The 24,046-nt window shown below is 54.6% G+C and carries 25 protein-coding genes and 1 tRNA gene; 12 read left to right on the top strand and 14 right to left on the bottom strand.

Annotated elements, in window-relative coordinates:
• Positions 1-32: 32 nt before the first annotated feature.
• Positions 33-191 (bottom strand): DUF3309 family protein, encoded by a 159-nt coding sequence (locus DQN55_RS14295; protein WP_162199359.1) that lies wholly within the window; start codon positions 189-191, stop codon positions 33-35.
• Positions 192-391: 200 nt separating this feature from the next.
• Here DQN55_RS14295 and DQN55_RS14290 point away from each other — a divergent pair, with 200 nt between their 5' ends.
• Together DQN55_RS14290 and csrA are read left to right on the top strand one after the other, a co-directional pair.
• Entirely contained in the window at positions 392-724 is a 333-nt protein-coding gene (locus DQN55_RS14290) for a YnfA family protein (protein ID WP_048383102.1), read from the top strand.
• Positions 725-832: 108 nt separating this feature from the next.
• Positions 833-1,036 (top strand): carbon storage regulator CsrA, encoded by a 204-nt coding sequence (gene csrA, locus DQN55_RS14285; protein WP_048383103.1) that lies wholly within the window; start codon positions 833-835, stop codon positions 1,034-1,036.
• Here csrA and DQN55_RS14280 read toward each other — a convergent pair.
• From DQN55_RS14280 to DQN55_RS14245, 8 genes are all read right to left on the bottom strand, one after another.
• Positions 1,033-1,260, bottom strand: a complete 228-nt coding sequence (locus tag DQN55_RS14280; protein ID WP_048383104.1) for a YheU family protein — start codon at positions 1,258-1,260, stop codon at positions 1,033-1,035. The two genes, csrA and DQN55_RS14280, sit on opposite strands and share 4 nt — an antisense overlap.
• Before the next feature lie 84 nt (positions 1,261-1,344).
• Positions 1,345-2,343: a glutathione S-transferase family protein gene (locus DQN55_RS14275; RefSeq protein ID WP_048383105.1), complete on the bottom strand. Its 999-nt coding sequence runs from the start codon at positions 2,341-2,343 to the stop codon at positions 1,345-1,347.
• Between the two features lie 87 nt (positions 2,344-2,430).
• Positions 2,431-3,432: a glycosyl transferase family protein gene (locus tag DQN55_RS14270; protein ID WP_048383106.1), complete on the bottom strand. Its 1,002-nt coding sequence runs from the start codon at positions 3,430-3,432 to the stop codon at positions 2,431-2,433.
• On the bottom strand, positions 3,429-3,764 hold the full coding sequence (locus DQN55_RS14265) for a TusE/DsrC/DsvC family sulfur relay protein (protein WP_048383107.1): 336 nt from the start codon (positions 3,762-3,764) through the stop codon (positions 3,429-3,431). Before DQN55_RS14265 ends, DQN55_RS14270 begins: the two co-directional genes overlap by 4 nt.
• Positions 3,761-4,060 (bottom strand): sulfurtransferase complex subunit TusB, encoded by a 300-nt coding sequence (gene tusB / locus DQN55_RS14260; protein WP_048383108.1) that lies wholly within the window; start codon positions 4,058-4,060, stop codon positions 3,761-3,763. Before tusB ends, DQN55_RS14265 begins: the two co-directional genes overlap by 4 nt.
• Positions 4,060-4,422, bottom strand: a complete 363-nt coding sequence (gene tusC / locus DQN55_RS14255) for a sulfurtransferase complex subunit TusC (RefSeq protein ID WP_048383109.1) — start codon at positions 4,420-4,422, stop codon at positions 4,060-4,062. The genes tusB and tusC overlap by 1 nt, the downstream gene beginning before the upstream one ends.
• Before the next feature lies 1 nt (position 4,423).
• The gene (tusD, locus tag DQN55_RS14250) at positions 4,424-4,816 is read right to left on the bottom strand and encodes a sulfurtransferase complex subunit TusD (RefSeq protein ID WP_048383110.1); all 393 of its coding nucleotides are present in this window, start codon (positions 4,814-4,816) and stop codon (positions 4,424-4,426) included.
• A 110-nt stretch (positions 4,817-4,926) separates the two neighbouring features.
• Positions 4,927-5,601, bottom strand: a complete 675-nt coding sequence (locus tag DQN55_RS14245) for a Bax inhibitor-1/YccA family protein (protein ID WP_048383111.1) — start codon at positions 5,599-5,601, stop codon at positions 4,927-4,929.
• A 123-nt stretch (positions 5,602-5,724) separates the two neighbouring features.
• Between DQN55_RS14245 and DQN55_RS14240 the strand changes: the two genes are divergently transcribed.
• From DQN55_RS14240 to DQN55_RS14195, 8 genes are all read left to right on the top strand, one after another.
• A tRNA-Ser gene (locus tag DQN55_RS14240) sits at positions 5,725-5,812 on the top strand.
• A 1,100-nt stretch (positions 5,813-6,912) separates the two neighbouring features.
• Positions 6,913-8,283 (top strand): metal-dependent hydrolase family protein, encoded by a 1,371-nt coding sequence (locus DQN55_RS14225; protein WP_082150768.1) that lies wholly within the window; start codon positions 6,913-6,915, stop codon positions 8,281-8,283.
• Between the two features lie 284 nt (positions 8,284-8,567).
• Positions 8,568-9,389, top strand: coding sequence for a MinD/ParA family protein (locus DQN55_RS14220; RefSeq protein WP_048383114.1), 822 nt, complete (start codon positions 8,568-8,570; stop codon positions 9,387-9,389).
• A gap of 28 nt (positions 9,390-9,417) precedes the next feature.
• Entirely contained in the window at positions 9,418-9,621 is a 204-nt protein-coding gene (locus tag DQN55_RS22250; RefSeq protein WP_126514214.1) for a hypothetical protein, read from the top strand.
• Between the two features lie 67 nt (positions 9,622-9,688).
• The gene (locus tag DQN55_RS14210) at positions 9,689-10,480 is read left to right on the top strand and encodes a bestrophin-like domain (protein WP_048383116.1); all 792 of its coding nucleotides are present in this window, start codon (positions 9,689-9,691) and stop codon (positions 10,478-10,480) included.
• Positions 10,481-11,293: 813 nt separating this feature from the next.
• A complete protein-coding gene (locus DQN55_RS14205) occupies positions 11,294-12,448 on the top strand; it encodes an adenine nucleotide alpha hydrolase family protein (protein ID WP_048383117.1) in 1,155 nt (384 codons plus the stop codon).
• Positions 12,449-12,461: 13 nt separating this feature from the next.
• Positions 12,462-13,532, top strand: a complete 1,071-nt coding sequence (locus tag DQN55_RS14200; RefSeq protein WP_048383118.1) for a hypothetical protein — start codon at positions 12,462-12,464, stop codon at positions 13,530-13,532.
• Positions 13,533-13,916: 384 nt separating this feature from the next.
• Positions 13,917-15,587 carry a BCCT family transporter gene (locus DQN55_RS14195; RefSeq protein ID WP_088500039.1) on the top strand — a complete coding sequence of 557 codons (1,671 nt, stop codon included), beginning with the start codon at positions 13,917-13,919 and terminating at the stop codon, positions 15,585-15,587.
• 63 nt (positions 15,588-15,650) lie between these two features.
• Here the strand turns inward: DQN55_RS14195 and DQN55_RS14190 are convergent, their stop codons facing one another.
• The 5 genes from DQN55_RS14190 to DQN55_RS14170 form a co-directional block, all read right to left on the bottom strand.
• On the bottom strand, positions 15,651-16,373 hold the full coding sequence (locus DQN55_RS14190) for a 3'-5' exonuclease (protein ID WP_048383120.1): 723 nt from the start codon (positions 16,371-16,373) through the stop codon (positions 15,651-15,653).
• On the bottom strand, positions 16,366-18,249 hold the full coding sequence (locus DQN55_RS14185) for a DUF294 nucleotidyltransferase-like domain-containing protein (protein WP_048383121.1): 1,884 nt from the start codon (positions 18,247-18,249) through the stop codon (positions 16,366-16,368). Before DQN55_RS14185 ends, DQN55_RS14190 begins: the two co-directional genes overlap by 8 nt.
• A gap of 188 nt (positions 18,250-18,437) precedes the next feature.
• Complete coding sequence (locus DQN55_RS14180) at positions 18,438-18,956, bottom strand: cysteine hydrolase family protein (protein ID WP_048383122.1); 519 nt, start codon at positions 18,954-18,956, stop codon at positions 18,438-18,440.
• Positions 18,957-19,208: 252 nt separating this feature from the next.
• Positions 19,209-20,855: a GMC family oxidoreductase gene (locus tag DQN55_RS14175; protein ID WP_048383123.1), complete on the bottom strand. Its 1,647-nt coding sequence runs from the start codon at positions 20,853-20,855 to the stop codon at positions 19,209-19,211.
• A gap of 128 nt (positions 20,856-20,983) precedes the next feature.
• Complete coding sequence (locus DQN55_RS14170; RefSeq protein WP_048383124.1) at positions 20,984-21,871, bottom strand: LysR substrate-binding domain-containing protein; 888 nt, start codon at positions 21,869-21,871, stop codon at positions 20,984-20,986.
• Between the two features lie 203 nt (positions 21,872-22,074).
• Between DQN55_RS14170 and DQN55_RS14165 the strand changes: the two genes are divergently transcribed.
• Positions 22,075-22,485 (top strand): tautomerase family protein, encoded by a 411-nt coding sequence (locus DQN55_RS14165; protein ID WP_048383125.1) that lies wholly within the window; start codon positions 22,075-22,077, stop codon positions 22,483-22,485.
• 402 nt (positions 22,486-22,887) lie between these two features.
• On the top strand, positions 22,888-23,976 hold the full coding sequence (locus DQN55_RS14160) for a YkvI family membrane protein (protein WP_048383126.1): 1,089 nt from the start codon (positions 22,888-22,890) through the stop codon (positions 23,974-23,976).
• Positions 23,977-24,046 lie beyond the last annotated feature (70 nt).

Below are 24,046 nucleotides of genomic sequence, written 5' to 3'. Positions count from 1 at the left end.
TTTATTGCGCTGAATGGCAGGGCCGGGGCCCGTTATATCTTGCCGAGCAAGAGCAAGACCAGCAGCACAATCAGAACGGCACCAATAATCCCGGACGGCCCGTACCCCCAGCTTTTTGAGTGCGGGAAAACGGGCAGGCCACCTACCAGCAGCAAGATCAGGATGATGAGCAGAATCGTGGTCATAGTCATTTCCTTATTGATGCGTTTCGCCAACACGCAGGATTTACAGAGCGCTGCTTGAGGTACAAGGCTGGGCAGTGCTTATAAAATCCGACTGGTCCGGCAGGTAAAAGATTCAACTTTATATTCGCTGCGCCAAGAATACGTTTGCCTTGATCAGCCTCCAGCGCAAGGGTAGGGTGGCGCGCTGAATCCTGGGGGGCTGCGGCATGCTTAATTATGTTTGGTTTTTTTTGGCTGCGGTGTTTGAAATAGCCGGCTGCTATGGGTTCTGGATGTGGTTGCGCCAGGGCAAAAGTGCATGGTGGGTGGTGCCGGCGGTATTGAGCCTGGCAGCGTTTGCCTTGCTCCTGACCAAGGTTGAAGCCACTTATGCCGGGCGTGCCTATGCAGCCTATGGCGGCACCTACATCATCGCGTCCATTGCCTGGCTGGCGGTCGTTGAGCGTATTCGGCCACTGAGCTCTGACTGGGTCGGGGTCGGCTTATGCGTGCTGGGCGCAACCGTCATTTTGCTGGGGCCACGCTTTTCGAGTAACTGAAGGGAGATTCTCTGGTAGGTGTAGGACGCTACTGAATTCTCTTGTAGGGATTGAAGCGCTCGATCATGCGATGCAGTCTTTGAGGCTCCACCGAAAAGGATGAGAGCCATGTTGATATTGAGCCGTGCCATCGACGAATATATTTCCATCGACCAGAACATTAAGGTACGCATCATTGGCGTCAGTGGTGCCCACGTGCGCCTGGGCGTCGAAGCCCCTCGAGATGTAGGTGTGCACCGAACGGAAATCTACGAGCGGATCAAAAATGAGGAGGCTAAAGGCGTGCCGGACTCGTCCTTGAGCACCCGCTAATCAAAGAACTCCTTGGGTACCGCATGCTTGGGCATCAACTGGCATTGCTGGCTTTCGAGGTCGAAGAAAATCACCGCCTGGCCTTTGCTCAGCGCGTGCCGAACCCGCAGCACGCGGGTTTCTTGAGGCGTGTCATCGCCGTTGTCAGTGCCATCGCGGCTCACGAAGTCCTCGATCAGGCGGGTGAGGGTTTCGGGTTCAAGCTGGTCGTAAGGAATAAGCATGAGGTGTTCTCGTAAACAGTGCAGGCGATGCTACTGGCCAGCAGCCCGTACGGCTAGCTCTGAATGCCAGCACTGTTTGCGCGGTTACTGCTGCCAGATGCCATTGCCGGCCAGACGGGCGCGATCATGGGCCGCGTTGAAGTCCTGCGCCGGACCTTTAGGAATGATGCCTGTCGGGTTAATCGTGCGGTGGCTGGCGTAATAATGCCCTTTGATGTGAGTCATATCCACGGTTTGAGCTACGCCAGGCCACTGGTAAAGCTCCCTGAGCCAGTTGGAGAGGTTTGGATAATCGACAATGCGGCGTTCATTGCATTTGAAATGGCTGTAGTACACCGCGTCAAAACGAATAAGGGTAGTGAAAAGCCTTACGTCCGCTTCAGTTAAGTACTCACCCGCTAGATAGCGATGTTCTGTCAGATGGTGTTCCAGCTCTTCAAGCTCGCGAAAAACATCATCAAATGCCTGTTCATAAGCGGATTGTGATGTGGCGAAGCCAGCCCTGTAGACCCCATTGTTCAGCGCCGGATAAATCCTGTCATTCCAGCTGTCGACCTGTGGGGCCAACGCTGACGGATAAAGATCCAGCGTGTTGCCGGTCAGGCCGTCGAACGCGCTGTTGAACATGCGAATGATGTCGGCGGACTCATTGCTGACGATGCATTGCTGATGTTTGTCCCAGAGCACGGGCACGGTGACGCGGCCGGTGTAATCGGCAGTGTCTCGGGTATAGCGCTGATGCAGGAAGTCCAGTGGATCGAGGTGGTCGCCGCTGGAGCCGAAGGCCTTGTCGAAGGTCCAGCCGTTTTCGAGCATGAGCCAGCTGACCACAGACACCTCGATCAACGACTCAAGTCCCTTGAGCCGGCGGGTTATGAGGGTGCGATGAGCCCAGGGGCAGGCGAGGGACACGTACAGGTGATAGCGTCCGGCCTGGGCCGCAAAGCCGCCGGTGCCGGTGGGCCCGGGTGAGCCGTCGACGGTCACCCAGTTACGGCGCTGCGCCTGTTCGCGCTGGAATGCCCCGTCTTTACTGCTTTCGTACCACTGGTCATGCCAGCGCCCATCGATTAACAGTCCCATGTGAACTCCTTGGCAGGTGTGCTTTGGTGTTCAGTTTAAAGGGCTGGGTTCGAACGAATAGCGCAAAACGTGGGCGCTAACTATCAGTTAAATCGATTTGTCGCGGTTATCCCAATAGCGCTGTGCCAGCTCAAAGGCTTGTTCACGCGGCGTACCCAGCCCACGCAAGGCCAGGGCCATGGTCGAAATAAGCGCCAGTTGCGGGTAGCTGTCTTCGACCTCGCCACGCCACAGGGCCTTGAGATGCCCAGGTTCCAGGGATGCCGGTTTGACATGGCGCTGTGAAGACAGCGCAGGCCATTCCTCGTCCCAGCTGACGCCTGCAGTAGTCCCGTAAAGATGGCTCAGGGTGTCCGGGTTGATTTCGACTTCGCCGCCGTCGCCCTTGACCACGATGCTGTTGTCTCCCAGCAGGCCGCTGGCCTCACGGTGCACGCTTTGGTAGCCCGGGTGGAAGATGCTTTGCAGGCCGCAGCGTGCGCCCAGGGGGTTCAGAATCCGCGCCAGCGAATGAATTGGTGAGCGCAAGCCCAGGGTGTTGCGCAGATCGATCATGCGCTGTAACTGCGGGGCCCAGTCCTGCAACGGCATAAAGGCCAGGTGGCCTGAGTCCAGTGCCGCCTCGACGCTTTGCCAGTCGCGGCACAGCGGGATCGCAAGTTCGCTGAGTAACTGTTCGCTGTAGAGCCGGCCCGCCGTGTGGGCCCCGCCGCCATGCATGAAAATGCGCACGCCGTTCTGTGCCAGGCATTTGGCCGCCAGCAAATACCAGGGCAGATGGCGTTTTTTGCCTGCGTACGTAGGCCAGTCAATGTCGACGTTGAGCGTGGGCGCGATTAGACGTTCGCGCACCGCTTCGGTAAAGCCGGCCATTTCTTCAGGGCTTTCTTCCTTGTGCCGCAGCAGCATCAGGAAGGCGCCCAGCTGGGTGTCTTCAGTCTTTTCGTCAAGCAGCATGCCCATTGCTTCGCGAGCTTCTTCACGGGTCAGGTTGCGAGCACCTCGTTTGCCTTTGCCCAGGATGCGCACGAATTGTGCGAAAGGGTGTTCGGCCGGGGTTTCAAGGGTGAGCGGAGCTTGAGCGTTCATAGGCAATTGGTCGGCTTGGGGAGTCCCGCCAGCTTGGCGGCGAGCTTGGCGGGAGTGCCATTGAACAGACGGTTGAGGTGCAAGCTATTGCCTTTCTCTGCACCCAGCTTCAGCGCGGTGTACTTGATCAGCGGGCGAGTGGCGGGAGACAGCTGGAACTCCTGATAGAAGCTGCGCAGCAGCTCCAGGATTTCCCAGTGCTCTGGGCTCAACTCAATCCCTGATTGCGCGGCCAGCGCCTGCGCGACGTCAACGGACCAGTCATTGAGATCGACCAGGTAACCGTCTTTGTCCAGCTCGATCTGTTTGTCGTCGAGGATGAGTGCATTCATAGCCAGCTGTTGACCTTGTCATAAGTAATCGACAACTCGACGAAGGCGGGGTAATCCACGACCGTCGCCCACTGCGGGCATTCAAGATGACGCGCCAGAAGATCCTCCTCGAGCATAAACAGCTTGAACGTACCGATACGCTTTTCGAGGCATTGAAGCGCGCTGCTGTCGGGCTGCAAGGCATAGACTGCATCGCCGCAGAGCAGCAGGCCGTCATTCTCGCCAAGCAGGCGCAAGCAACTGGCCAGGCGCGTGTCGGAGAAAGGTGAGTGACTCAAAACGTGTAAGGTCGACATCAGAGAGTAATCACCTGGTCATAACGGTCAATGAGTGCGCGGACATCCTCTGTCGACAGCGCCCGGACGTCATCCACAGCAAGTGCAGCAGGCGAGATACCGCGCTCGCCCAGGCTGTGGGCGCAGGCATACAGCTCATCCACCCCGAACAGGGAGAGGGCTTGCAGATTGGCCGTCAGGTTTTTTTGCTGAATCGCGGCGGCGTTTTGCTCCGGTAATAGCTGGAACACCCCGTCATCCATAAACATCAGGCCGATTGGCAGGTCAAATGCACCGCCCGCCAGCACGATATCCAGTGCTTCTTTGGCGCCGGGCCCCGCCCAGGGTGCCTGACGGCTGATAATCAACAGCGACTTAGGCATTTCAAGGCCCTCCGAAGCAGATCAGTCGATCGGCGGATTGAATCGCGTCGTGCAATTGCCCCAGCCCGGACAACTCCCACGGCGCCTCCAGGTTGACCGCCGGGCGCTGATAACGCGCGGCTTCCTCTTCATTCAACACTCCGCGGCGCAGGGCCGCCGCAATGCACACCACGCCGTCGAGCTGATGCTCACGGACAAACGTCGCCCATTGTCGGGCAAGATCTTGCTCGTCCTGTGGTACCACGATGTTGTTCGAAGCGCTGTGGATGCCGTCCTGGTAGAAGAACAACCGGACAATCTCGTGGCCGCCAGCCAGCGCAGCCTCGGCGAATCGCAGGGCGCGGCGGGAAGAGGGCGCATGGGCTGCTGAATAAAGGGCAATGGCAAATTTCATGGTGGGCTCTGTCAGCAAATCTGTCGCAATGATAAAGCCAGATGCCTAAAGATGCTTGCCGCAGACAACAAAAAGCCCGCCGAAGCGGGCTTTTTGTCAGGTGCTGTACATCAGTCGTCGCGGCTCATGATGCCGAACAGTTGCAGCAAACTGACAAACAGGTTGTAGATCGATACATACAGGCTGATCGTCGCCATGATGTAGTTACGCTCACCGCCATGAATGATGGCGCTGGTCTGGAACAAGATGCAGACCGAAGAGAACAGAACGAAACCGGCGCTGATAGCCAGCTGCAGCCCGCTGATCTGGAAGAAGAAGCTCGCCAGAACCGCGCCCAGCAACACGAAGAAGCCAGCGGTGATGAAACCGCCGAGGAAGCTCATGTCCTTGCGGGTGATCAATACATAGGCCGACAAGCCACCGAACACCAGCGCTGTCATCGCGAATGCGGAACTCACCACCTCAGCGCCGCCCTGCATGCCCAGGTAGCGGTTGAGGATTGGACCCAACAGAAAACCCATGAAACCGGTCAGGGCAAAAGCGGACACCAGGCCCCATGCCGAATCACGCAACTTGTTGGTCAAGAAGAACAGCCCGTAAAAACCGATCAGCACCACGAAAATATTGGGATAGCCGACACGCATCTGCTGAGCGACAAAAGCCATCACACCGCTGAACGCGAGAGTAAGGGCCAGCAATCCATAAGTGTTGCGCAGGACGCGGCTAACCTCTAGCTGCTCAGCAGCCTGCAAGCTGCGATCAACAGCGTAATCCTGTTCGCGCATGGCGATACTCCTGTGTTTGGAAATGTTAAGTAGCAAAGATCATAGCAGAGGCTCTGTAACAAGCGATCAAGAGAGTTTGACAGCGTGTGTCATTCAGGTATTATGGCGCCCGCAACAACGTTAGGAGGTGTGGCCGAGTGGTTTAAGGCAACGGTCTTGAAAACCGTCGACTGTAACAGGTCCATGAGTTCGAATCCCATCGCCTCCGCCATATTGCTACACCGCAGAGCCCGCCATTGGCGGGCTTTGTCGTTTCTGGGGTTTGATGGCGTCGGTGCCTGGCTGTGAGGTATTCCGAGACTATCGCTATGTTGAAGGCTCCGCAGTAGCGCCAAGCCTCCTGTAGGCCCGCTTTGTAATATCGCTTTTCGTAAGCCCCAACAGCAGGCTTGCGTCCTCGATATTCTTGATTTCAGATGCAGCCATCGGTCGAATATCCCTAAATGGGAATGCCGCAATTCGACTGGTCAGCAACGAATCCTCTTTATCAATTGCAGAATTCTTGGCCTGCACCTGCGCATCCAGCTATAGCCGCAGGTGTTATCGAGTCAATGGGGACGTCATCGAGCATGGGGCAGAGTTGCTTGAGTCGGGCTAAGTTGTCCTTCTGAGTGCGAGCAGCTTTCTTAGGCAGAATGTCTCGTATAAGGAACAACTGTTGAGCCTGTCTTATTCACGCTGACTCAGCCTTGACCAAGCGTGCATAGACACACAATTTGAGAATGCCGCCCGTCCTCCGTGCATTTTCCGATCTATAGTCAGTCTCGTTTCTTGAAAGTACTCACGGAGCGAGCGCGATGAAGCAAAGATCTACGACCGGTTTCGAGACTCACGGCACGTCAAAGCTGGTCCGCACAACCTGCACCCGGACTTATGGTGAGAATTTACCGCTGCCATCACCGGTCTGGTACTTATTGAGAGTAACTTCCAGGCATTTGCGGGTATCGAAATGAACGTCATTCACGTCCGCGAATTGTGTCATCCGCCAAAAAAATGCCTCGGGCGATTCTTTTAGCCTTCTTTGAGGGCTTCAATATGCCGTGGGCAGCGCCGATCATGGCGGTCGTGGGAGATGGTTCCGAAGGCTGAGTCGGATCAATACTCTGCGACGCTACAGGACCTGCAAACCTGGAACGGCTCACGGAGTGTATTTATCAAATGAATACCTACCGCGACATACACTAAACAAGTCGAACGTAGAGGTTTTTAATGCCTGCTTATTCGCGTCACATGCCCACCCATAATATTGAACTCCCCCCCCACGACCGGTGTACTTGCTGTTCGCCCCTGATACAAGATTTTCACCAAAGAATGATGATTGATCTGTCTCAACGTGATGTCTTCAGTCACCTTAAGCCGAAAGGTGCCCGGCTGCCTGGCTCTAACGTCTCAACTATTTCAGCCCGGAGTACTGACGCCGGCGACGCCATGCGCGACATTTTACTCACAAATATTCGTCTGTTTGACGGTAGTCCTGTACTTAACGAACAGGTCTCTCTACTCATTAAAGATGGCGTTATTAACGCATTGCTGTCTGTTAATGCGACGGTTGAGGGCGCGACGGTTATCGATTGCGGGCGGCGAGTCGTAATGCCGGGGCTGATTGATGCTCACTGGCACACGACCTTGGCGGCAATAACCGAACTCGATGCGATGAGCGCGGACCCCGGATATATACATTTAATTGCCGCTCGTGAAGCAGAAAAAACCCTGATGCGTGGATTTACGACTGTTCGCGACCCCGGTGGGCCTTCATTTGCGTTGAAGCGTGCAATTGACGAGGGGGTTGTTATCGGGCCTCGAATTTATCCTTCAGGTGCCATGATTTCGCAGACCTCAGGCCACGGTGATTTCAGAATGCGCTCCGAGGTCCCTCGCACTGCACTTAGGTCGCTCAGCTTTGCTGAACAAATCGGTGCAGCCGAGATAGCCGACGGTGATGCTGAAGTGCTCAGGCGGACAAGAGAGCAACTGATGCTCGGGGCTTCTCAAATAAAACTTCTAGCGGGTGGCGGTGTGGCTTCCATCCACGACCATCTCGACAGTACCCAGTTCATGGAGTCCGAATTAAAAATGGCCGTGGAGGCCGCTGCCGATTGGGGCACCTATGTGATGGTGCATGCGTATACACCGAGAAGCATTCAACGCGCCATTCGGGCAGGTGTGAAATCGATTGAGCACGGTCAACTTGCGGATGAAGAAACTGTGCGCATGATGGCGGATAACGATATCTGGTGGAGCCTTCAACCTTTTCTACAAGATGAAGATGCTAATGTTTATCCTGACCCGGTGCGTCGAGAGCGTCAGCGTGTGGTGGCTGAAGGGACCGCTAGAGCCTATGAGTTTGCGCAACGCTTTAATATCAAGACCGCCTGGGGAACGGATGTCTTGTTCAATCCGGAAAAGACTGCTTCTCAGGGACGTCAGCTGGCAAAGTTGACGCGATTTTACGCGCCCAATGAAGTATTGAATATGGCGACAAAACTGAATGGAGAGCTTTTAGGTTTGTCGGGCCTCCGTAATCCTTATCCAGGAAAAATTGGACAGATAGAAATTGGTGCACTGGCAGACTTATTGGTTGTTGACGGTGACCCTACAAAAAACCTCGAGTTCTTGGACGATCCAGATAGAAATATTGCGGTGATTATCAAAGACGGGAAAGTGTATAAGAAAAGCTTCTGATTTTATGGGTGGGGCGGGAGCGCTTGGGTGAGCTCTCGCTTTGAGGGCGGCTTTAGCGGCTTGTTTTTGGACGTGGTCGAGGTCAAATAGACAAGGCATCGTATGGCCAAGTGAATCGCCCCGGGTTCCCTGGATACCCGGCAAGCTCACGGGGTGGCGAACATGCGCTGAGATTACCAAGGGTGTATCGCTCATTCACTACTGCTATAGGATGGTGCGCTCGCCAAAGATTAATGTGGCAAAATCGATGATTGAAATTATTGCTCTTGGAAGGGATAGCAGACATGGATGGCGTGCATTCTATACAAGTTATCGCTGTGGCAAGTGGTAAAGGGGGTGTTGGAAAGACGACTGTGGCTGTGAATCTTTCATTCGCATTGGCTAAATGCGGGAGGCGTGTCGTCTTGTTGGATGGCGATCTTGGGTTAGCGAATATTGACGTTCTGTTGGGGCTTGCCCCTACGTACACGCTTGCTGATTTGATGGAGGGTCGCTGCGTGCTATCCGATGTCCTGATGCGAGGGCCTGGAGGAGTGCGTATTGTTCCTGCTGCTTCTGGTGTCGAGAATATGGTGAATCTGTCATCTGCCCAGCACACAGGCCTGATTCAAGCTTTCAGCGACATATCTGACAGTCTTGATGTGCTGGTGATTGACACTGCAACAGGGTTGGGCAAATCAATGGTCAGTTTCGCTAGGGCCGCTCAAGATGTATTGCTTGTCGTCTGCGACGATCCAGCTTCTATCGCGGATACCTACGCTCTGATCCGGCTGCTGAATCGTGACTACGGGATGAGTCGCTTCCGGATTTTGGCCAGTATGGTGCATAACCTTGATGACGGACGCCGCCTGTTTGGCAAGCTAAACAATTTGGCTGATCGCTTCTTGGACGTATCCTTGCACTATGCGGGGGCCGTTCCATATGACGAGTGCGTGCGCAAAGCAGGGCACAAACAGCGGGCGGTCAGTGAGGTTTTTCCGAATTCAAAATCCGCCTGCGCATTCAATGTGATTGCTCAAAAGGTCGATGCTTGGTCGCTGCCCAGCAGCCCAAGAGGGCATATAGAGTTCTTCATTGATAAGCTCGTCAGCAACTCGAAAAGATGAGATTTTCCGACCGAGAGAGCATCAGTGCATGTCCGACAAGTTATCGGAGTTGACGGTGATGGCATCGCGCCGCCAGTCTCCGACGGCCTCGGGCTCTACGTCATGCGAATTGGGGCTTTCCCTGTCGAAGTCTTCAACGACAGCATTTTCCGAACACCCTGATTTCCTTGCAGAGTCCCTGAAGCCGGTGATGGCCAGGAACAATAAATGTTCAAATATGGCGGTGATGTAAAAAGCATGCTCATGCAATTTTAGTTGTGCTATAAGGATATAAGTCCACATAAAAACGAAAGAAGAACATGCGCTCGATCCTGTACTCAATTGATATCTATTCTTGGTGTTTGTTGGTCTCTATGCTGCTGGGCTTGTGCGTTGCAGCTTTTGCGGGGAAGGCAGTGTGGGGGCGTAAGGTTGCTCATGATTCTAATTACGATGATGAGATAAAAGTTGTGCTGGGTGGTACATTATCCATGCTGGGTTTACTTATTGGCTTTATTCTGACGTTTGCAATCAGCGGGTTGAATTCCCGTATCGTCGCAGAAGAGAATGAGACTATTGCTATCGGTAATGCATTTCAGCACACGACGTTACTCACTGAGTCCCAGCAGGCAATAGCTGAGAAAATGTTGCGGGACTATTTGCTTTTGCGTATTTCTTTTTTTGCGACGAACGATGACGACAAGCGTGCAGCGATCCGAGCAGAGTCTATTAAAGTACAATCGCACATGTGGGCTTTGATCAGCAAGATAACGAAGGCTAGACAGGGTTCAGTGATTGTTACTGTGCTTCATGCAAGCAGTGAATTATATGTGACCCAACAAAAGACGATGTCTAGTTGGCGGCATCAAATACCCGGCGTGGCTTGGGCGCTGCTGATTTTGTGCGCGGTCTGCTCTAATTTTCTTATTGGCTATAATGCCAGGGGACGCCGTGGAGGCAATACTTTAGTTTGTATCATGCCCATTTTTACTGCGCTAGCATTGTTTATGATTGCAGAAATCGACGTTCCAGGAAAAGGCCTCATACAGGTGGCGCCGGATAATTTGAGGGCTTTAATGTTGACGCTGGATCAAGGAGGATTAACGTTGTAGTGAAATCAAATTATCTATTTCATGTGATTGGATGAGCAATCGCTCGACGATGAGAAGGCACTGATTGCGGAGCAATGAAGGGCGGACACTGTAGTCACTCTGGTGGTGTTAGGTCTTTTCGCCCGGAGCCTGCAGCAATACTTGAAGCGTCACGCACAACCACATGAAGACAATAAGGATGTATTCCCCGTTATGGTTTCATGCTGTTGAATGCCGTTCGGCAATAAATGCGCGCTTGACATCCAGTGTTGGCGATTTTGAAAGGTTGGTTTTTTGTAGTTGTCATGTCATTGGTCATAGTGTGCGGTCGTCTGTCAAATCTGGATGTCTTGCAAGATTGCTTCGGGGCTTTAAGTTAAAGCGTTATGCATGATTCTTGATAATAGGGATCATCATTATCCGCACTGCAGATGAGGGCTCTGGCTCAAATAATCACCAGTTTGAGGGTGCTAGACGCGCAAGGAAGTGACGGTGTCAAAAGGCCCTGGGTGATCATCAGGTTCGTGCGGGATGCTAATCCAATGATCATTTTTTGCTTTTCGCGAGGGAATGATGGGTGTCAATGATATTTAAACGTGTTTTTTTATCGAAGAGGGTATACGGTTATCTTGATGGGTGAGCTGATACAGTGACGGGGGTTTATATAAGGCTGTCTTTAAATTGACGTTCATGCGTTGCTGGAAACTCTGCTCTATACGTTGATGTTGTATGAACAGGGGGTGAAAGTCTCTCATCCGCAGGCTGGTTGTAGAGCAATCGCTGGAGGTTGCATTTCATATGCACGTCATTAATCAAGCATACAAGACAGTATAAATGATTATCGAAGATGTTCGTCGCGAAGTCTCGGAAGGTAGCGTTTCGCTTAAGGCCCATGTGAGGTTCCACTCGGCTGAGCGTGAATCGATAGAACTTTACTATACGTTCTTTGGTGCCGAGGAGGGGCATGTAGACGATACGGCAGACGCATTTGCTGCTGCTTGTCTGATCAAGTCCATGCGTGTGGACGAACCGCTTGAGATCGCCTCCCCGATCTCAAACAGGCTCCATGTCATGCTGCCGCGTATTCGTGACATCTATCACACTTGGTGGCCCGCATTGTTCAAGCGAGTACCGATCCGGACCGTCCCGCGTTCAGAGTTGCCTGCTGCGCCGCAGAAGACTACCGCGACGTTCTTTTCCGGCGGTGTTGACTCCTTTTACAGCCTGTTGAAACATCATGAAGAAGGTGCGGCGGCGGGCCGTCCCTTGACGTATCTGGTCTTCATGCGAGGCGTGGAAACGCCGATTGAAACGACGGTAGGGGTAGAAGAGTCGGAGGACTGGGTGCGCTCTGTGGCCGATGAACTCGGGGTGAAGACCATTTTTGGAATCACCAATGTTCGTACCCATGTCATGTCCAATTGGGAAAAGTTCGATCACGGCAGTGCATTAGCCTCAATCGGCCTGTGCCTGTCTCCCGTGATCGGGCACATGTGCATACCTTCAGCCTTTTCCTACGCGCACCAGGTCCCGCACGGCAGTTCTCCGCTGGTCGACGAAATGTTTTCAAATGAGCAGATGTTCATTTTTCATGACGGTTCGGAAGTGACACGGCCCGAGAAGGTCGCGTCGATCATTCGCTGGAACAAAGCGCTTGGGCTGCGTTATTTGCGAGTCTGTCTGGGTAATTTCGGGGGGGCATACAATTGCGGGCGTTGTCGGAAATGTGTGCGCACCGCTATTCCACTCAAGGTACTGGGGGTGTTGGCGGAAGCGCAAACGTTCTTGTACAAGGACGACGCACATTGGGAAGCCATTCTGGCGAAAGATCATCTGGAGTTGTTGCGGGAAAACCACGAGTTCGCCCGCCGGGAGGGGACAGATATCAACCTGACCAGGATGCTGAATAAAGCACTGCGTAAGCAACAGTTTGAGCATGCTGTCGACGAAATGCAGCGCCTTGCGCTCGGCAAAGTAACAACTAAATAAAACGAGGTTGGATATGATTGCCCGGTGCCTTGCGTCTGTGATTTTTTTACTCGCCGCAAATGCCTTTGCGAACGATCATGTTGTTGGCTGCGCTGACAGAAAAAATGCAGAACTGAACAAACTCGAGAAGGTTCATGCGCTGAACGGTATTCGTGTGTTCTATACGGAAGTGGCGCCTGTCTCGGGCAAGGATCACCGACTTCCAGAACAGTCGCAAGCCGATGCCAATGCCAATGGTGTGCCTGACTTTATAGAAAATATTGCAATACAGGCCGACGTGGCTAGAAAGGTATATAACGCGTTGGGGTTTACGGATCCAACGCTGACGCAAAAGTATCTGGCGGTTAAGTATATTGATATCAACGTCATGAATATTCAGCCGAACGGGCTGGCATTCAACTCACCCGTCAGATACTCCGCAGCCCCAGGGCGGGGAGAAGCCTGCACATTAAGAGTCGATATATCGACGCAGCTGGAAGCGCAAGTCATTGGTTCAGCAAAAAAACCGGTGCAAGCAACATTCACCCGGTATTGGTTTGTGGTCGCCCACGAAGTCTTCCACCTTTATCAATACGGACAAACCCCGCTCAAGAGATCCTGGTGGATGGAGCCTTCGGCAAGGCTTATGGAGTACGCTTTCAGGTTACAGGCACACTATCCGTCAGGCATGTCGACCTATAAGCTCCCCGCTAGTCGAAATGAGTTGAATTCGAAGGTGGTCGCGTTGCCGAATGGTCCCGATGCCATGAGGTTTTGGACGAAAATGGCGATGCTTCATGACGGGGGGCAGGATGTCATGAGGATGTCTGACGAGTTGCTTCAAGCCCGTTACACCGACGGTCAACCGGTACTGAAAGATAATAAATTCATTGGCTATGCATTCTTGCAGTCTTTTATGAATGAACTAAAAACCAATGAGAATTTGATATCTCATAATAACAATAGACGTGTTCAAGCGCGGAGTGAGCGGGGCCAGACATCACCTTCAAATGACTCTTTCATCATAAAATCCATACAGGCCACCCTCAAATCGACACGTGTGAACAGCCCGGAGGTTGCAAGTTTTATGAGCGTGGAGCCGTAAGAGCCCCCAGCCGGCTTATCGATGGCTCAGTCGATATATCGACACGTCGCGCCGGGTTGCGAGACTTTCTGCCATGGTCTCATTGCTGCTGCGAGGGTGCGTCCTGCCTACCGCAACGGTGGGCTGCTGAAGGTCTAAAACGTAAGCGCGTTATCAGCTTGTCGCTTCAAGTACAGGTGGCCCGCACGGCGATGCGGTGTGGGTGATATCCCGATGGCGCCATGTTTGACCCGGGCTGTGGATGTCAGGTGATTCTTGCCAGATGTTACTGAATCGCGGTCAAAGCTTGTTAGGATAGCGGCACCAGTATCTCGTTTTTACCATCAGAACAGCGGGGCTACACACCATTGCACGCAGATGCGTGCCATAAATAAGGAAGCTCTTATGGGTAAGATACCTATGGATGACCTGCCAGTTAATCCTCAGCCTGTCGGTGAGGATGGTATTCCAGCTCCTAGCGGAGCGGCCAATTTGATTGATACCGACTACGTTATCGGCCAGGACAATATCAAAGGTGAGTTTTCATTCTCGCTCGATATCCACGGCAAGGTTTTCATCATTTCGGCAGCCGCAATATTGCTTTTCGTCATTTTGACCTTGGCATTGCAGAACGAAGTTGAGCCTCTGTTCAGTTCGATCCGCAATTGGTTGACCAGTCACCTTGCCTGGTTTTTCATGAGCGTTGCCAACGTTTTCGTTGTGTTGTGTTTAGGGCTCATCGTTTCCCCTTTGGGCAAGGTGCGGTTAGGGGGGCGAGACGCCACACCTGACCACTCATACGTTGGCTGGTTTTCAATGTTGTTCGCGGCGGGCATGGGCATCGGTTTGATGTTCTACGGCGTTGCTGAACCCATGTCGCACTACTCGGCAGCGATGGGTGGCGTCACTCTCGATGCCAGCGGGGCGCGTACTGATTGGGCTCCACTCGGGGGTGCTGCGGGTGATTCAAAAACATCTGCCGACCTGGCGATGGCGGCCACCATCTTTCACTGGGGCCTGCACCCTTGGGCGATTTACGCGATTGTTGCCCTGTCCCTGGCGCTCTTCTCGTACAACAAGGGCCTGCCTCTATCGATACGCTCGATATTTTATCCGCTGCTGGGGGAGCGCGTATGGGGATGGCCGGGGCATATCATCGATATTCTGGCCGTGTTTGCGACGTTGTTCGGTTTGGCGACATCTTTAGGGATTGGTGCAGAACAGGCGGCGGCGGGTATTGAGTATCTGTTTGGCATCGAGTCGACGAATCTGAGCAAAGTAGTACTCATCATCGGCATTACGCTTATTGCTCTCTGGTCAGTACTTTCCGGCCTGGACAAAGGCGTCAAGATGTTATCCCAGATCAACATGGGGCTTGCTCTGCTTCTGTTGGTATTCATCATTGTTGTGGGACCTACGCTGGCCATATTCACGGGTTTCTTCAAGAACCTCGTGAGCTATGGACAGTACCTGCCTGCGCTTTCGAATCCTTTCGGGCGAACGGATACCGGGTTCACCCAGGGATGGACGGCGTTCTATTGGGCGTGGTGGATCAGTTGGTCTCCATTCGTGGGGATGTTTATTGCCCGAGTCAGTCGTGGCCGTACGGTTCGCGAGTTTTTGATCTCTGTGTTGCTCGTTCCGTCGCTGGTTTCCGTATTGTGGATGACGACGTTTGGTGGAACGGCAATTGATCAGGCCGCAGTCGAAGGCTTTGTTGGCGTCAAGGATGCGGTGCTGGAGCTCAAACTGTTTGCGATGCTCGGGGACTTGCCACTTAAGGAGATAACGTCCTTTCTGGGGATTGTTCTGGTGATTGTATTTTTCATCACTTCCTCGGACTCCGGTTCATTGGTGATCGATACGATTACAGCAGGCGGCAAGGTCGATGCACCTGTGCCACAGCGCGTCTTCTGGGCGGTCATTGAGGGCGTGATTGCTATCGCCCTGTTGCTGGGTGGTGGATTGGTGGCCTTGCAGGCAATGGCTGTCTCAACGGGACTGCCGTTCGCCATAGTGCTGCTGATTGGATGTATTTCCCTGGTGAAGGGACTGATGTCTGAACCACGCTCCTGAGGCAATGCACTGAGTGAAGCCAGGTGCACCTGCCCGGTGCACCTGGCTGACAGTCTCAGGTGATTAACTCCACAGTTCTTCAATGGGCGTGGAGGGCGCGTAATGATGGGCGACTTGAGCCTGCAATAACTCCGCCGTTGCGAGCGCATCAGTCAATGCATGGTGGGCATGGTAGGGCGGCAAGTTATAGCGGGCGCGGCTATCAGCAAGCCTTATCGACGTCTGGGGACGACGCAGAAGACTGTCCAGCCACCCTCGTTTCTTTCTGTGCATTCGGGCTTCCAGTTGCATCGTGTCTACGACCGGAAATTGCAGTCCTTCTCCCAGAAAGTTACGCAGCGCCTGATCCAGAAAGGCCCTTTCGATATTCCTGTAATGCACCACAATGACTTTGCCTGCCATGGCCTCTAACAGGGGTTCCACTACATCGGGCAAAGAGGGGGCGAGCAAGATATCGGCATGGGTGATGTGATGGAACGTTACGGACTTTTCATTCAAACCGGATGGCGGCTTTATAACCCAGTAGAGCGACTCACCACAGCGTATTCGCTGCAGCGTAAACGGTATCAGGCCGATGCTGACTATATTGTGGGCTTCGGGGTTGAGGCCGGTGGTTTCTATGTCCATCGCAAGCAATGGAACATCCTCTATCGGCGTCTGTGCAGAGATAACGCCAGCCTCATAATAGCGTTTAAGACCTGGGTGAATGGCCTGTTGCGCCAACAACTGGAATTTGGCTGACCAGTCCAGTGCTCGCTGATCTCGACGTGCTGTTAAATCAATCATTGTAGTGCCGGCCCTTGGCCGGATAGCGGAAACGCAGAAAGTTCTGCGCATTGCTCAATACCTGAAAAGCTTCTTTGAGGTTATGTCGTTCGCTGGTGGAAAAACGCTCTGGCTCGATGTAGTTGTCAGGCGTGTTGCCTTGCTCTATGGCGTCAGCCTGATGCCGGATCCGCACCATGGATAGAAACTCCAGTGCATAACGTAGATGTTTTAAGGCATCCGGCTGCATGAGTTTTGTGTTGCTGATCGCCTCAAGCCGATCAAAAGAGTTCTGCGCTGTACTGCCGCAAGCCAGTGCGTGGATACGTATAAGATCTGTAAGCGGTGCGGTACCACGCCCTTTGAGATTGATGATCCGTTTTTGCTGGCCATCTGTTTCCAGCATGAATGTGCGGAAAAATCCCAAAGGCGGTGTACGGTTCAGCGCATTCCTGGCCATGGCATTCAGAAAGCGGGGATGCGTACTGGATTTATGCGCGCATAAAACCTTGAGCTCCTCCACAAATTCAAGCTGGCCATAAACCCCGTCAAGGTCGAAGAAAATGCAGCTATTGAGAAGCGTCGTGGGATTCGGTTTTTCGATCCATTGATTAAAGTACTCACGCCATACCCGCAATGGTTGCCGCCACTGACTGTTGGTGGCCATGATTCCACCCTTGCAATAACTGTATCCGCACTCGGCCAAGCCATCACTGACAAACGTGGCCAGATTAAGGAAGTAGTCGTCATGCAATGCGGGATCGAACTGGTCGTCCAATACCAATGCATTGTCTTGATCGGTCACCAGCAATTGCTCATCGCGTGCCATCGACCCCAGCACCATGAAGCAATAAGGCACAGGAGGAGGGCCCAGTTTCTTTTCTGCCAGTTCAAGCAGGCGCTGAGTAAAGGCGCGGCCGATACCCGAAATTGCACTGCCGATCATGTGTGCCGTTGCGCCATCGCGCACCATGCGGATGTAAGTCCCTCGCAAGTCGCGTAGCAACGAGCGCAGGCCTATAACTGACGTTTGGTTGGATATGGTGCTGACGAGATACAGACTGCTTTGGGATTCGTAGCGGATAATGTCCGACAGATTGATCAAGCCCAGGGTTCGGTTTCTTTGCACGACTGGCAGGTGGTGAATATTGCGCCGTAACATCACCAGCATGGCTTCGAACACGGAGTCGTCTGCCTGAATCGATACCGTATCGACCGACATGATTTCGCTGATGGATGTCGAGCGGTCGCTGAGTGCCGCCGCGACGACCCGGGTGCGCAAATCCCGGTCGGTCACGATACCGACCATTTGTCCCGCCTGCGCGGCACCAGGTGCCATCACGACTACGCAGGAAACGCTCTGTTCCGTCATTAACCTGGCCGCTTCGTGCACGCTCGTATCTGCGGTTACCCATACCAGCTCACGGGATATCAAGGCTCGGCATTTGAGTTGGATCAGCTCGCTCGCGCGGCCTTGCGCCTCGACCGCAGACTGCAGGCGTGAGTGGCCCTCGGCTTCGACAAAGTCCGCGAAGGTGTCATGTTGGGCGCACAGTTCTGCGAACAGGCTGCCCGGAATAAAGTAGATCAGGCAGTCTTCAAGGGCGCGGGCAGGGAAGCGAACTTTGTTGCTACGCAATAAGCCGGCTTGGCCGAAGATATCGCCTTCGACAAGCCGGTTATAAAGTTCGCCATTACGCCGATATATCTCCACAGCCCCGTTGCGTACATAGTGCAAGTCCTGGATAACAGCCCCGGCTTCGAGGATGTCGCTCCCGGCCTTGAAATATCTGACCTCGATCCGTTGGGCGATGGCGTCCAGCGTTTCCAGGGGGAGAGCATCAAAAGGTGCATGGCGGTGAAGGTGGTCACGAATTTCCTGTAACTCGATTTCCATGAAGCCTCGCGGAACGTTCAGTAAAAAACAACTAGCTGCAGCAGCAAGACAATAATTCATGCGGCCATGAAATGTGGGGCGAATTTCGCCGAACGGAGGTATTCATCTTTTTTGCAGTGTGATCAGGTGCGAAGGACGTGTTGTTGCTCCCTCTGATCGACTCGGGCCGGATCGATCAGAAGGCTGTATCAGAACACCCAGTCCGCAGCCTGGACGAGCTGGCAAAATGGCCCTGCGAGTGTTGCGTTGTGGTGGGCGATCACGGCTTCGGCCTTCAATACCGGGGTATCGGAACAGGTGTGTCCGTCGGCGATCAGCACGGCGTCGAAACCCAGGTCGCGCGCAGCTCGGGTCGTGCTGTCAACGCAGTATTGAGTTTTCATGCCGGTAATCACCACGCCCTGACAGCCGCGCTGTTTTAACTGATCTGCCAAGCCGGTGAGGCTAAATGCGTTAGGTCGGGTTTTCTCGAAGACCACTTCGTCACCCTTCAATTCCAGCTCCTGGACGATCTCCGTCAGCGGGCTGCCCGGGTCGATGGGCGAGCCCGCAGGCCCTGTGTGGCGAGCAAGGAAGATCGGGGCTCCCGCCTCACGGGCTTTGGTCATCAAGTGTTGCAAGGTGCCAATGAGCGCTTCGCCGCGCCAAGGTTGGTCGGGGCCGTGCATAAGACCCACCTGCATATCGAGAATCAGCAGTGCATACATGGGACGTTTCCTTACGTTGAGCCAGTAACGCAGGGCCAAAAAAAAAGACCCTGCCATTACTGGCGGGTCTTTGGGTTTGTGGGGTAATTCAGCTCACGAAACCTGTCACGACCCGCCGTTGGCAGTCGTGGTTGTGGTGGTCGGTTCGGTGCGGAAATTAGCCATGAGCCTGAGATTAGGCATGCCTGGCAGGGAATACAAGTCCTGATGCGGAGCAAGCCGGGGCGATCCCGATTTCAGCGGCCGTCGCAGTTAGAGATGGAGTGGAGCCAGCGGTGCGAGGCCCAACACCAGATCGGCACCCTTGTCGCCAATCACTACGCTCGTGGCATTGGTGTTGCCGCAGATCAGATTGGGCATGACCGAGGCATCGATGACCCGCAAGCCTTGTACCCCGCGCACACGCAGATCAGGCGTGCAGACGGCCATTGGGTCATCTGCATGCCCCATGCGGCAAGTCCCTACAGGATGATAGGCGGTGGTCAGTAAAGGCTCCATCCAGGCCAGCCATTGTTCATCGGTCTGTACCTGTGGTCCGGGTCGTATTTCGGCGTCGATCAACCCGACTAGCGCCGGTTGTTTCGCCAGGTCCCGCAACCAGCGCAAGGACCAGATCAGCGCACGACGATCACGCGGGTCGTGAAGATAGTTCATGGTAATTGCGGGATGTTGCTCCATGTCGCGGCTTTTGAGTCGCACATGGCCTCGTGAGAACGGTCGTCCTTGAAAGGGGCCCAGCGTCATGCCCTCGAAACTGTCCGGTTGTGGAGCCTTGTCGCTGCTGCTGTCGTCGGTCTGGCCGGTCATCGGCAGGCCGAAAACCTGAATATCGTTATACGCCAGTTCGGGATCGCTCTTGAGGTAGCAGCCGAACTCTGCAGGCGGGCTGACCATGGGCCCGGCGCGGCTGGTCAGGTAGCGCAGTACCGAGCCCGCGAGTTTCAAGCCCCGGAACGTACTGTTCATCCCGCGCACACCTGTTTTCAACCGCCAGCACAAGGGTGCACTCACGTGATCCTGCAGGTTTTCTCCCACGCCGGGCAGATCCGCAACCAGCGCAATCCCCAGTGCTTGTAGCTGCGAAGCCGGGCCGATCCCCGAGACCATCAGCAACTGGGGTGACTGTATGGCCCCGGCGCATACCAGTACCTCGTGGCTGGCCGTGGCGAGGTGGCGGCTGCCATCGGGCATGCTGTATTCCACGCCCGTTGCGCGGCGCCCTTCAAAGACAATCCGCTGCACCATGGCGCGCATCACCAATTTCAAATTGGGTCGGCGCAGGGCCGGTTCGATTGCATTGCTGGCAATTGAAGAGCGCCGGCCATTACGGAAGTTGACCTGAAACACACCCGCGCCCTTGGCCTGGCCATCATTGAAATCGTCCACCCGATCCAGGCCCGCTTGTGCGGCGGCGTCAATCATTGCGTGCGTCAACGGGTGTACAACCGGCAGGTCACTTGCTGCAAGCGGGCCGCCCCGGCCATGCCAGGCATTACGAATGCGCGCCTGATCTTCGGTCCGCACAAAATGTGGCAACAGTTCCGGCCAGCTCCAGCCCGTGGCACCAGCTGTGACCCAATCGGCGTAATCCTGGGCATGCCCGCGGATATAAATCATGCCGTTGATCGAGGACGACCCGCCGACGAGCTTGCCCCGGGGCATCTTCATGCGCCGGCCGCCGGCATACTTTTCCGGCTCGGTTTTGTGCATCCAGGAAAACTTGGGGCTGTACGTCATCGCTGCCCAGCCCGCGGGCATACTGACCAAGAGATTCTTGTGGCTGCCGCCGGCCTCCAGTACCAGCACCCGGTGGCGACCGCCTTCGCTGAGGCGCGCCGCCAGGGTACCGCCCGCCGAACCGGAACCCACCACGATGTAGTCAAAGATGCCCGCCAACATAGATCTCCTTGTCATACGTTCAAAATAGCCGCTGAACATCGCCGGCCGGCTGCATGAGCCCGGAGCCGGGGCCTTGTGATCCTTTCACGGCCGCCCATCCGGTACTTACCTCGTTCGGACTAACTCAATCATTTTGCAGTGGCGAAACTGAATGTGTGCGCTTGCAAGCTCGTTTTGATCGATGCGGCCAATTGTTTGATGGCGGGTGTTGGGTGTTCACCACTGCTGTGAAGCACGTAGCCAAGGCTGGGGACGGGAGGCAAGCCGGAGATAACCCGCAGATGAGCCGGCAGCCCGATGCGGGTCCGCAGCGTCAGGCCCAAACCGGCTGCGACGGCCGCCCAGATACCACCGACGCTGGGGCTGGTCAGGGCTATACGCCAAGGAATTCGCGCAGTGTCCAGCGCCTGTGTGGCGGCGCTGCGCAGCACGCAAGGCGCGTCGAACAGGATCAATGGCAACGTTGAGCCATCAAGGCGGGCAGGCGACGGTGTGTCACGCGCTCCGATCCAGTGCATGTGCGTTTCGCCCAGCCGTGTGGCATGGGGCGATGTGTGACCCGTATCCCACGTCAGGGCCAGATCCAGGCCAGCGTTTTCTACCAGGGAAAGCAGTTCAGTGTTGCGCGCGATCCTGATCTCAAGCGTCATCATCGGGTAAACCTGGACGAAGCGCCGGAGGATTTCGCTCAGTAAGTGCTCCCCAAAGTCCTCTTGAAGGCCGAGGCGGATGGTCCCGGCCGTTTGGCTTTCATGCAGGGTCTGGAAAATACCGTCATTCAGCTCCAGCAGTCGGCGGGCATGGCTGAGCAGTGATTCACCGACGGGCGTCAACACCAGCCCTCGACCGGACTTGACCAGCACCGGGGTGCCCACCTGCTCTTCGAGTTTTTTCAATTGCGCGCTTACGGCCGAAGTGGATCGGTCGAGACGATCCGCCGCTTTGGCAAAACTGTTGAGCTCCACACCGGTCACGAAAGTACGCAGGACATCAAGATCGAAGGTCGGACGGCGCATTGAATAGTCCATTTATTTGGAATGAATACCTCTATTAAATCTGATATTCGGAACGATCACGACTTGATAGTGTCCTCGCTCGATTAGCGGATCCGAGGGGGAAATGTCATGACGCATCAGGGGCTTGATTCAGAGTGGCAGTCGGGCGCTACGGTGCTGAGCGGGTTACGGGCTGACTTCATCTTTCTCCAGGAGTAACGGACATGCCGTTTTCACGTATTTCACTGCACCGGGGGAAGTCGGCCGAGTATTTACAGGCATTGTCGCAGGGGCTGCACGATGCCCTGGTTGATAGCTTCGAGGTGCCGAAAGCAGATCGCTTTCAGGTCATTCACCAGCATGAAGAAGGCGAGCTGATATTTGATCCCGGTTACCTGGGCGGGCCGCGTAGTCATGACTTCGTGCTGATTGCGATTACGGCTGGCCGTCCCCGCAGCGTCGAGACGAAACAGCGTTTCTATCGCGATCTGGTCGAGAAGCTGAGGCGGGCGACGGGTCTCAATGCGGAGGATGTCATGGTGGTCATCACCACCACGGCCAGCGATGAATGGTCGTTTGGCGGGGGGCGTGGCAACGAGCCTTTTGCGTATGGCCGATCGCAAAGCACGGAATGAATCGGCTGTAAAAGTAGGGTCATGCAGGTGTATCGCCAGCCGGGTGTTTGGTCAGTGCGTGTCAGGCGAAAGTGCCATTCCAGGCTAAGTCCTTGATTTATAAAAGCGCACTTGTATCAATATATTTCCGGTGTTTTTGCGGTCAAAATCGTCGTGTTCGCTACCTATCTCTCGTGAGATCCATCTTTCTCCTGTTTTTTAACCATATTTTGCTGTGTATATGGTGAAAATGACTGGTCAACAGTTCCTATACTGCGGTCGGCGTCCGCAGGCCTGCACAGTTCAACAAATCAGCGTGTTTTGTTGTGCTGTTACGGAGAGAGTCGCTCTACGGAAATGAGAGGCTGCAGGTTGCCTCTCTGCACCGTGCACCTAATAAGTCTAAGAACGAGTAATAGTGCAATGAATAAACAATCCATCCAGATTGCCCTTGCTTACATGTCCGTCGTGATTGGTGGCGGTTTTGCCTCAGGGCAGGAGGTGCTTCAGTTTTTCACCGGCTATGGGCTGATAGGTGTCGTCGGCACTCTGGTGAGCGGCCTGATGTTTGCTTTCCTGGGTATGCAGATCGCCCGCATAAGTTCGAAGATGCAAGCGAGCTCGCACAAGGAAGTTCTTTACATCCTGTTCGGTGCACGCATCGGTCTGGTCGTCGACGTAGTGCTGTCCTTCTTCCTTTACGGTGTTGGCGTGGTGATGCTGGCCGGTAGCGGCTCGATCTTTGCCCAGCAATACGACCTGCCGCCGCTGTTTGGCGGTGTGTTGATGACCGTGCTGGTGATCGCCACCCTGTGCATGAACGTCAAGCGCATCATCGATTTGATCAGTGCGGTGATGCCTTTCCTGCTGGCTATGGTTCTGGTCATCACGACCTACTCGATCTTCAGCTACAACGCCCCGATCGAGACGCTCGACGCGGTGGCCCGCGAGAACAACGAGACGGTCACTGGCAACTGGTTCGTCGGTGCCTTGCTGTACGCATCGTTCAATATCGCCGTTGGCTTCCCGATGCTGGCTGTCATTGGTGGCATGACCAAGCAACCCAAGGCAGCAGCCCTCGGCGGTGTACTCGGTGGACTCGGTCTGGGTGCCCTGATCCTGCTGCTGAACATCGGTCTGTTCGCCAACATCAACCAGCTGCAGGGCATTGAAATGCCGTCGCTGGCACTTGCAGGTCGCATCTCGCCGATTCTCTCGGTAGTGATGTCGCTGGCGCTGGTATGTATGGTCTACAGCACTGCGGTAGGGATGTTCTTTGCTTTCAGCGCGCGCTTTGCCAAGCCTGAAACCAGCCGTTTCAAGCTCATCAGTGCAGTGACCGTGTGCGTAGGTCTGGGTTTGAGCCTGGGCGGCTTCAGCAAATTGGTCGGCACCGTCTACCCGCTGCTGGGCTACGTCGGTTTCGCCCTGATCCTCGCCATCGCCTTCAACTGGGTGCGCACTCGCTCCAGTGCCAAAGCGCTAAAAGCCGAGCTGGACGCAGCCTCCTGATCCAGCTGGCGCCGAGCGTCAGTTCGGCGCCAGCTTGGGAGGGATAAGAATCCTGAATCAGCGCTGTATG

Origin of the sequence: Pseudomonas taetrolens, from assembly GCF_900475285.1 — a bacterium.
GTDB lineage: Bacteria > Pseudomonadota > Gammaproteobacteria > Pseudomonadales > Pseudomonadaceae > Aquipseudomonas > Aquipseudomonas taetrolens.
Note: the sequence above shows the minus strand (reverse complement) of the source record. Positions and strands in the feature narration are given on the sequence as shown.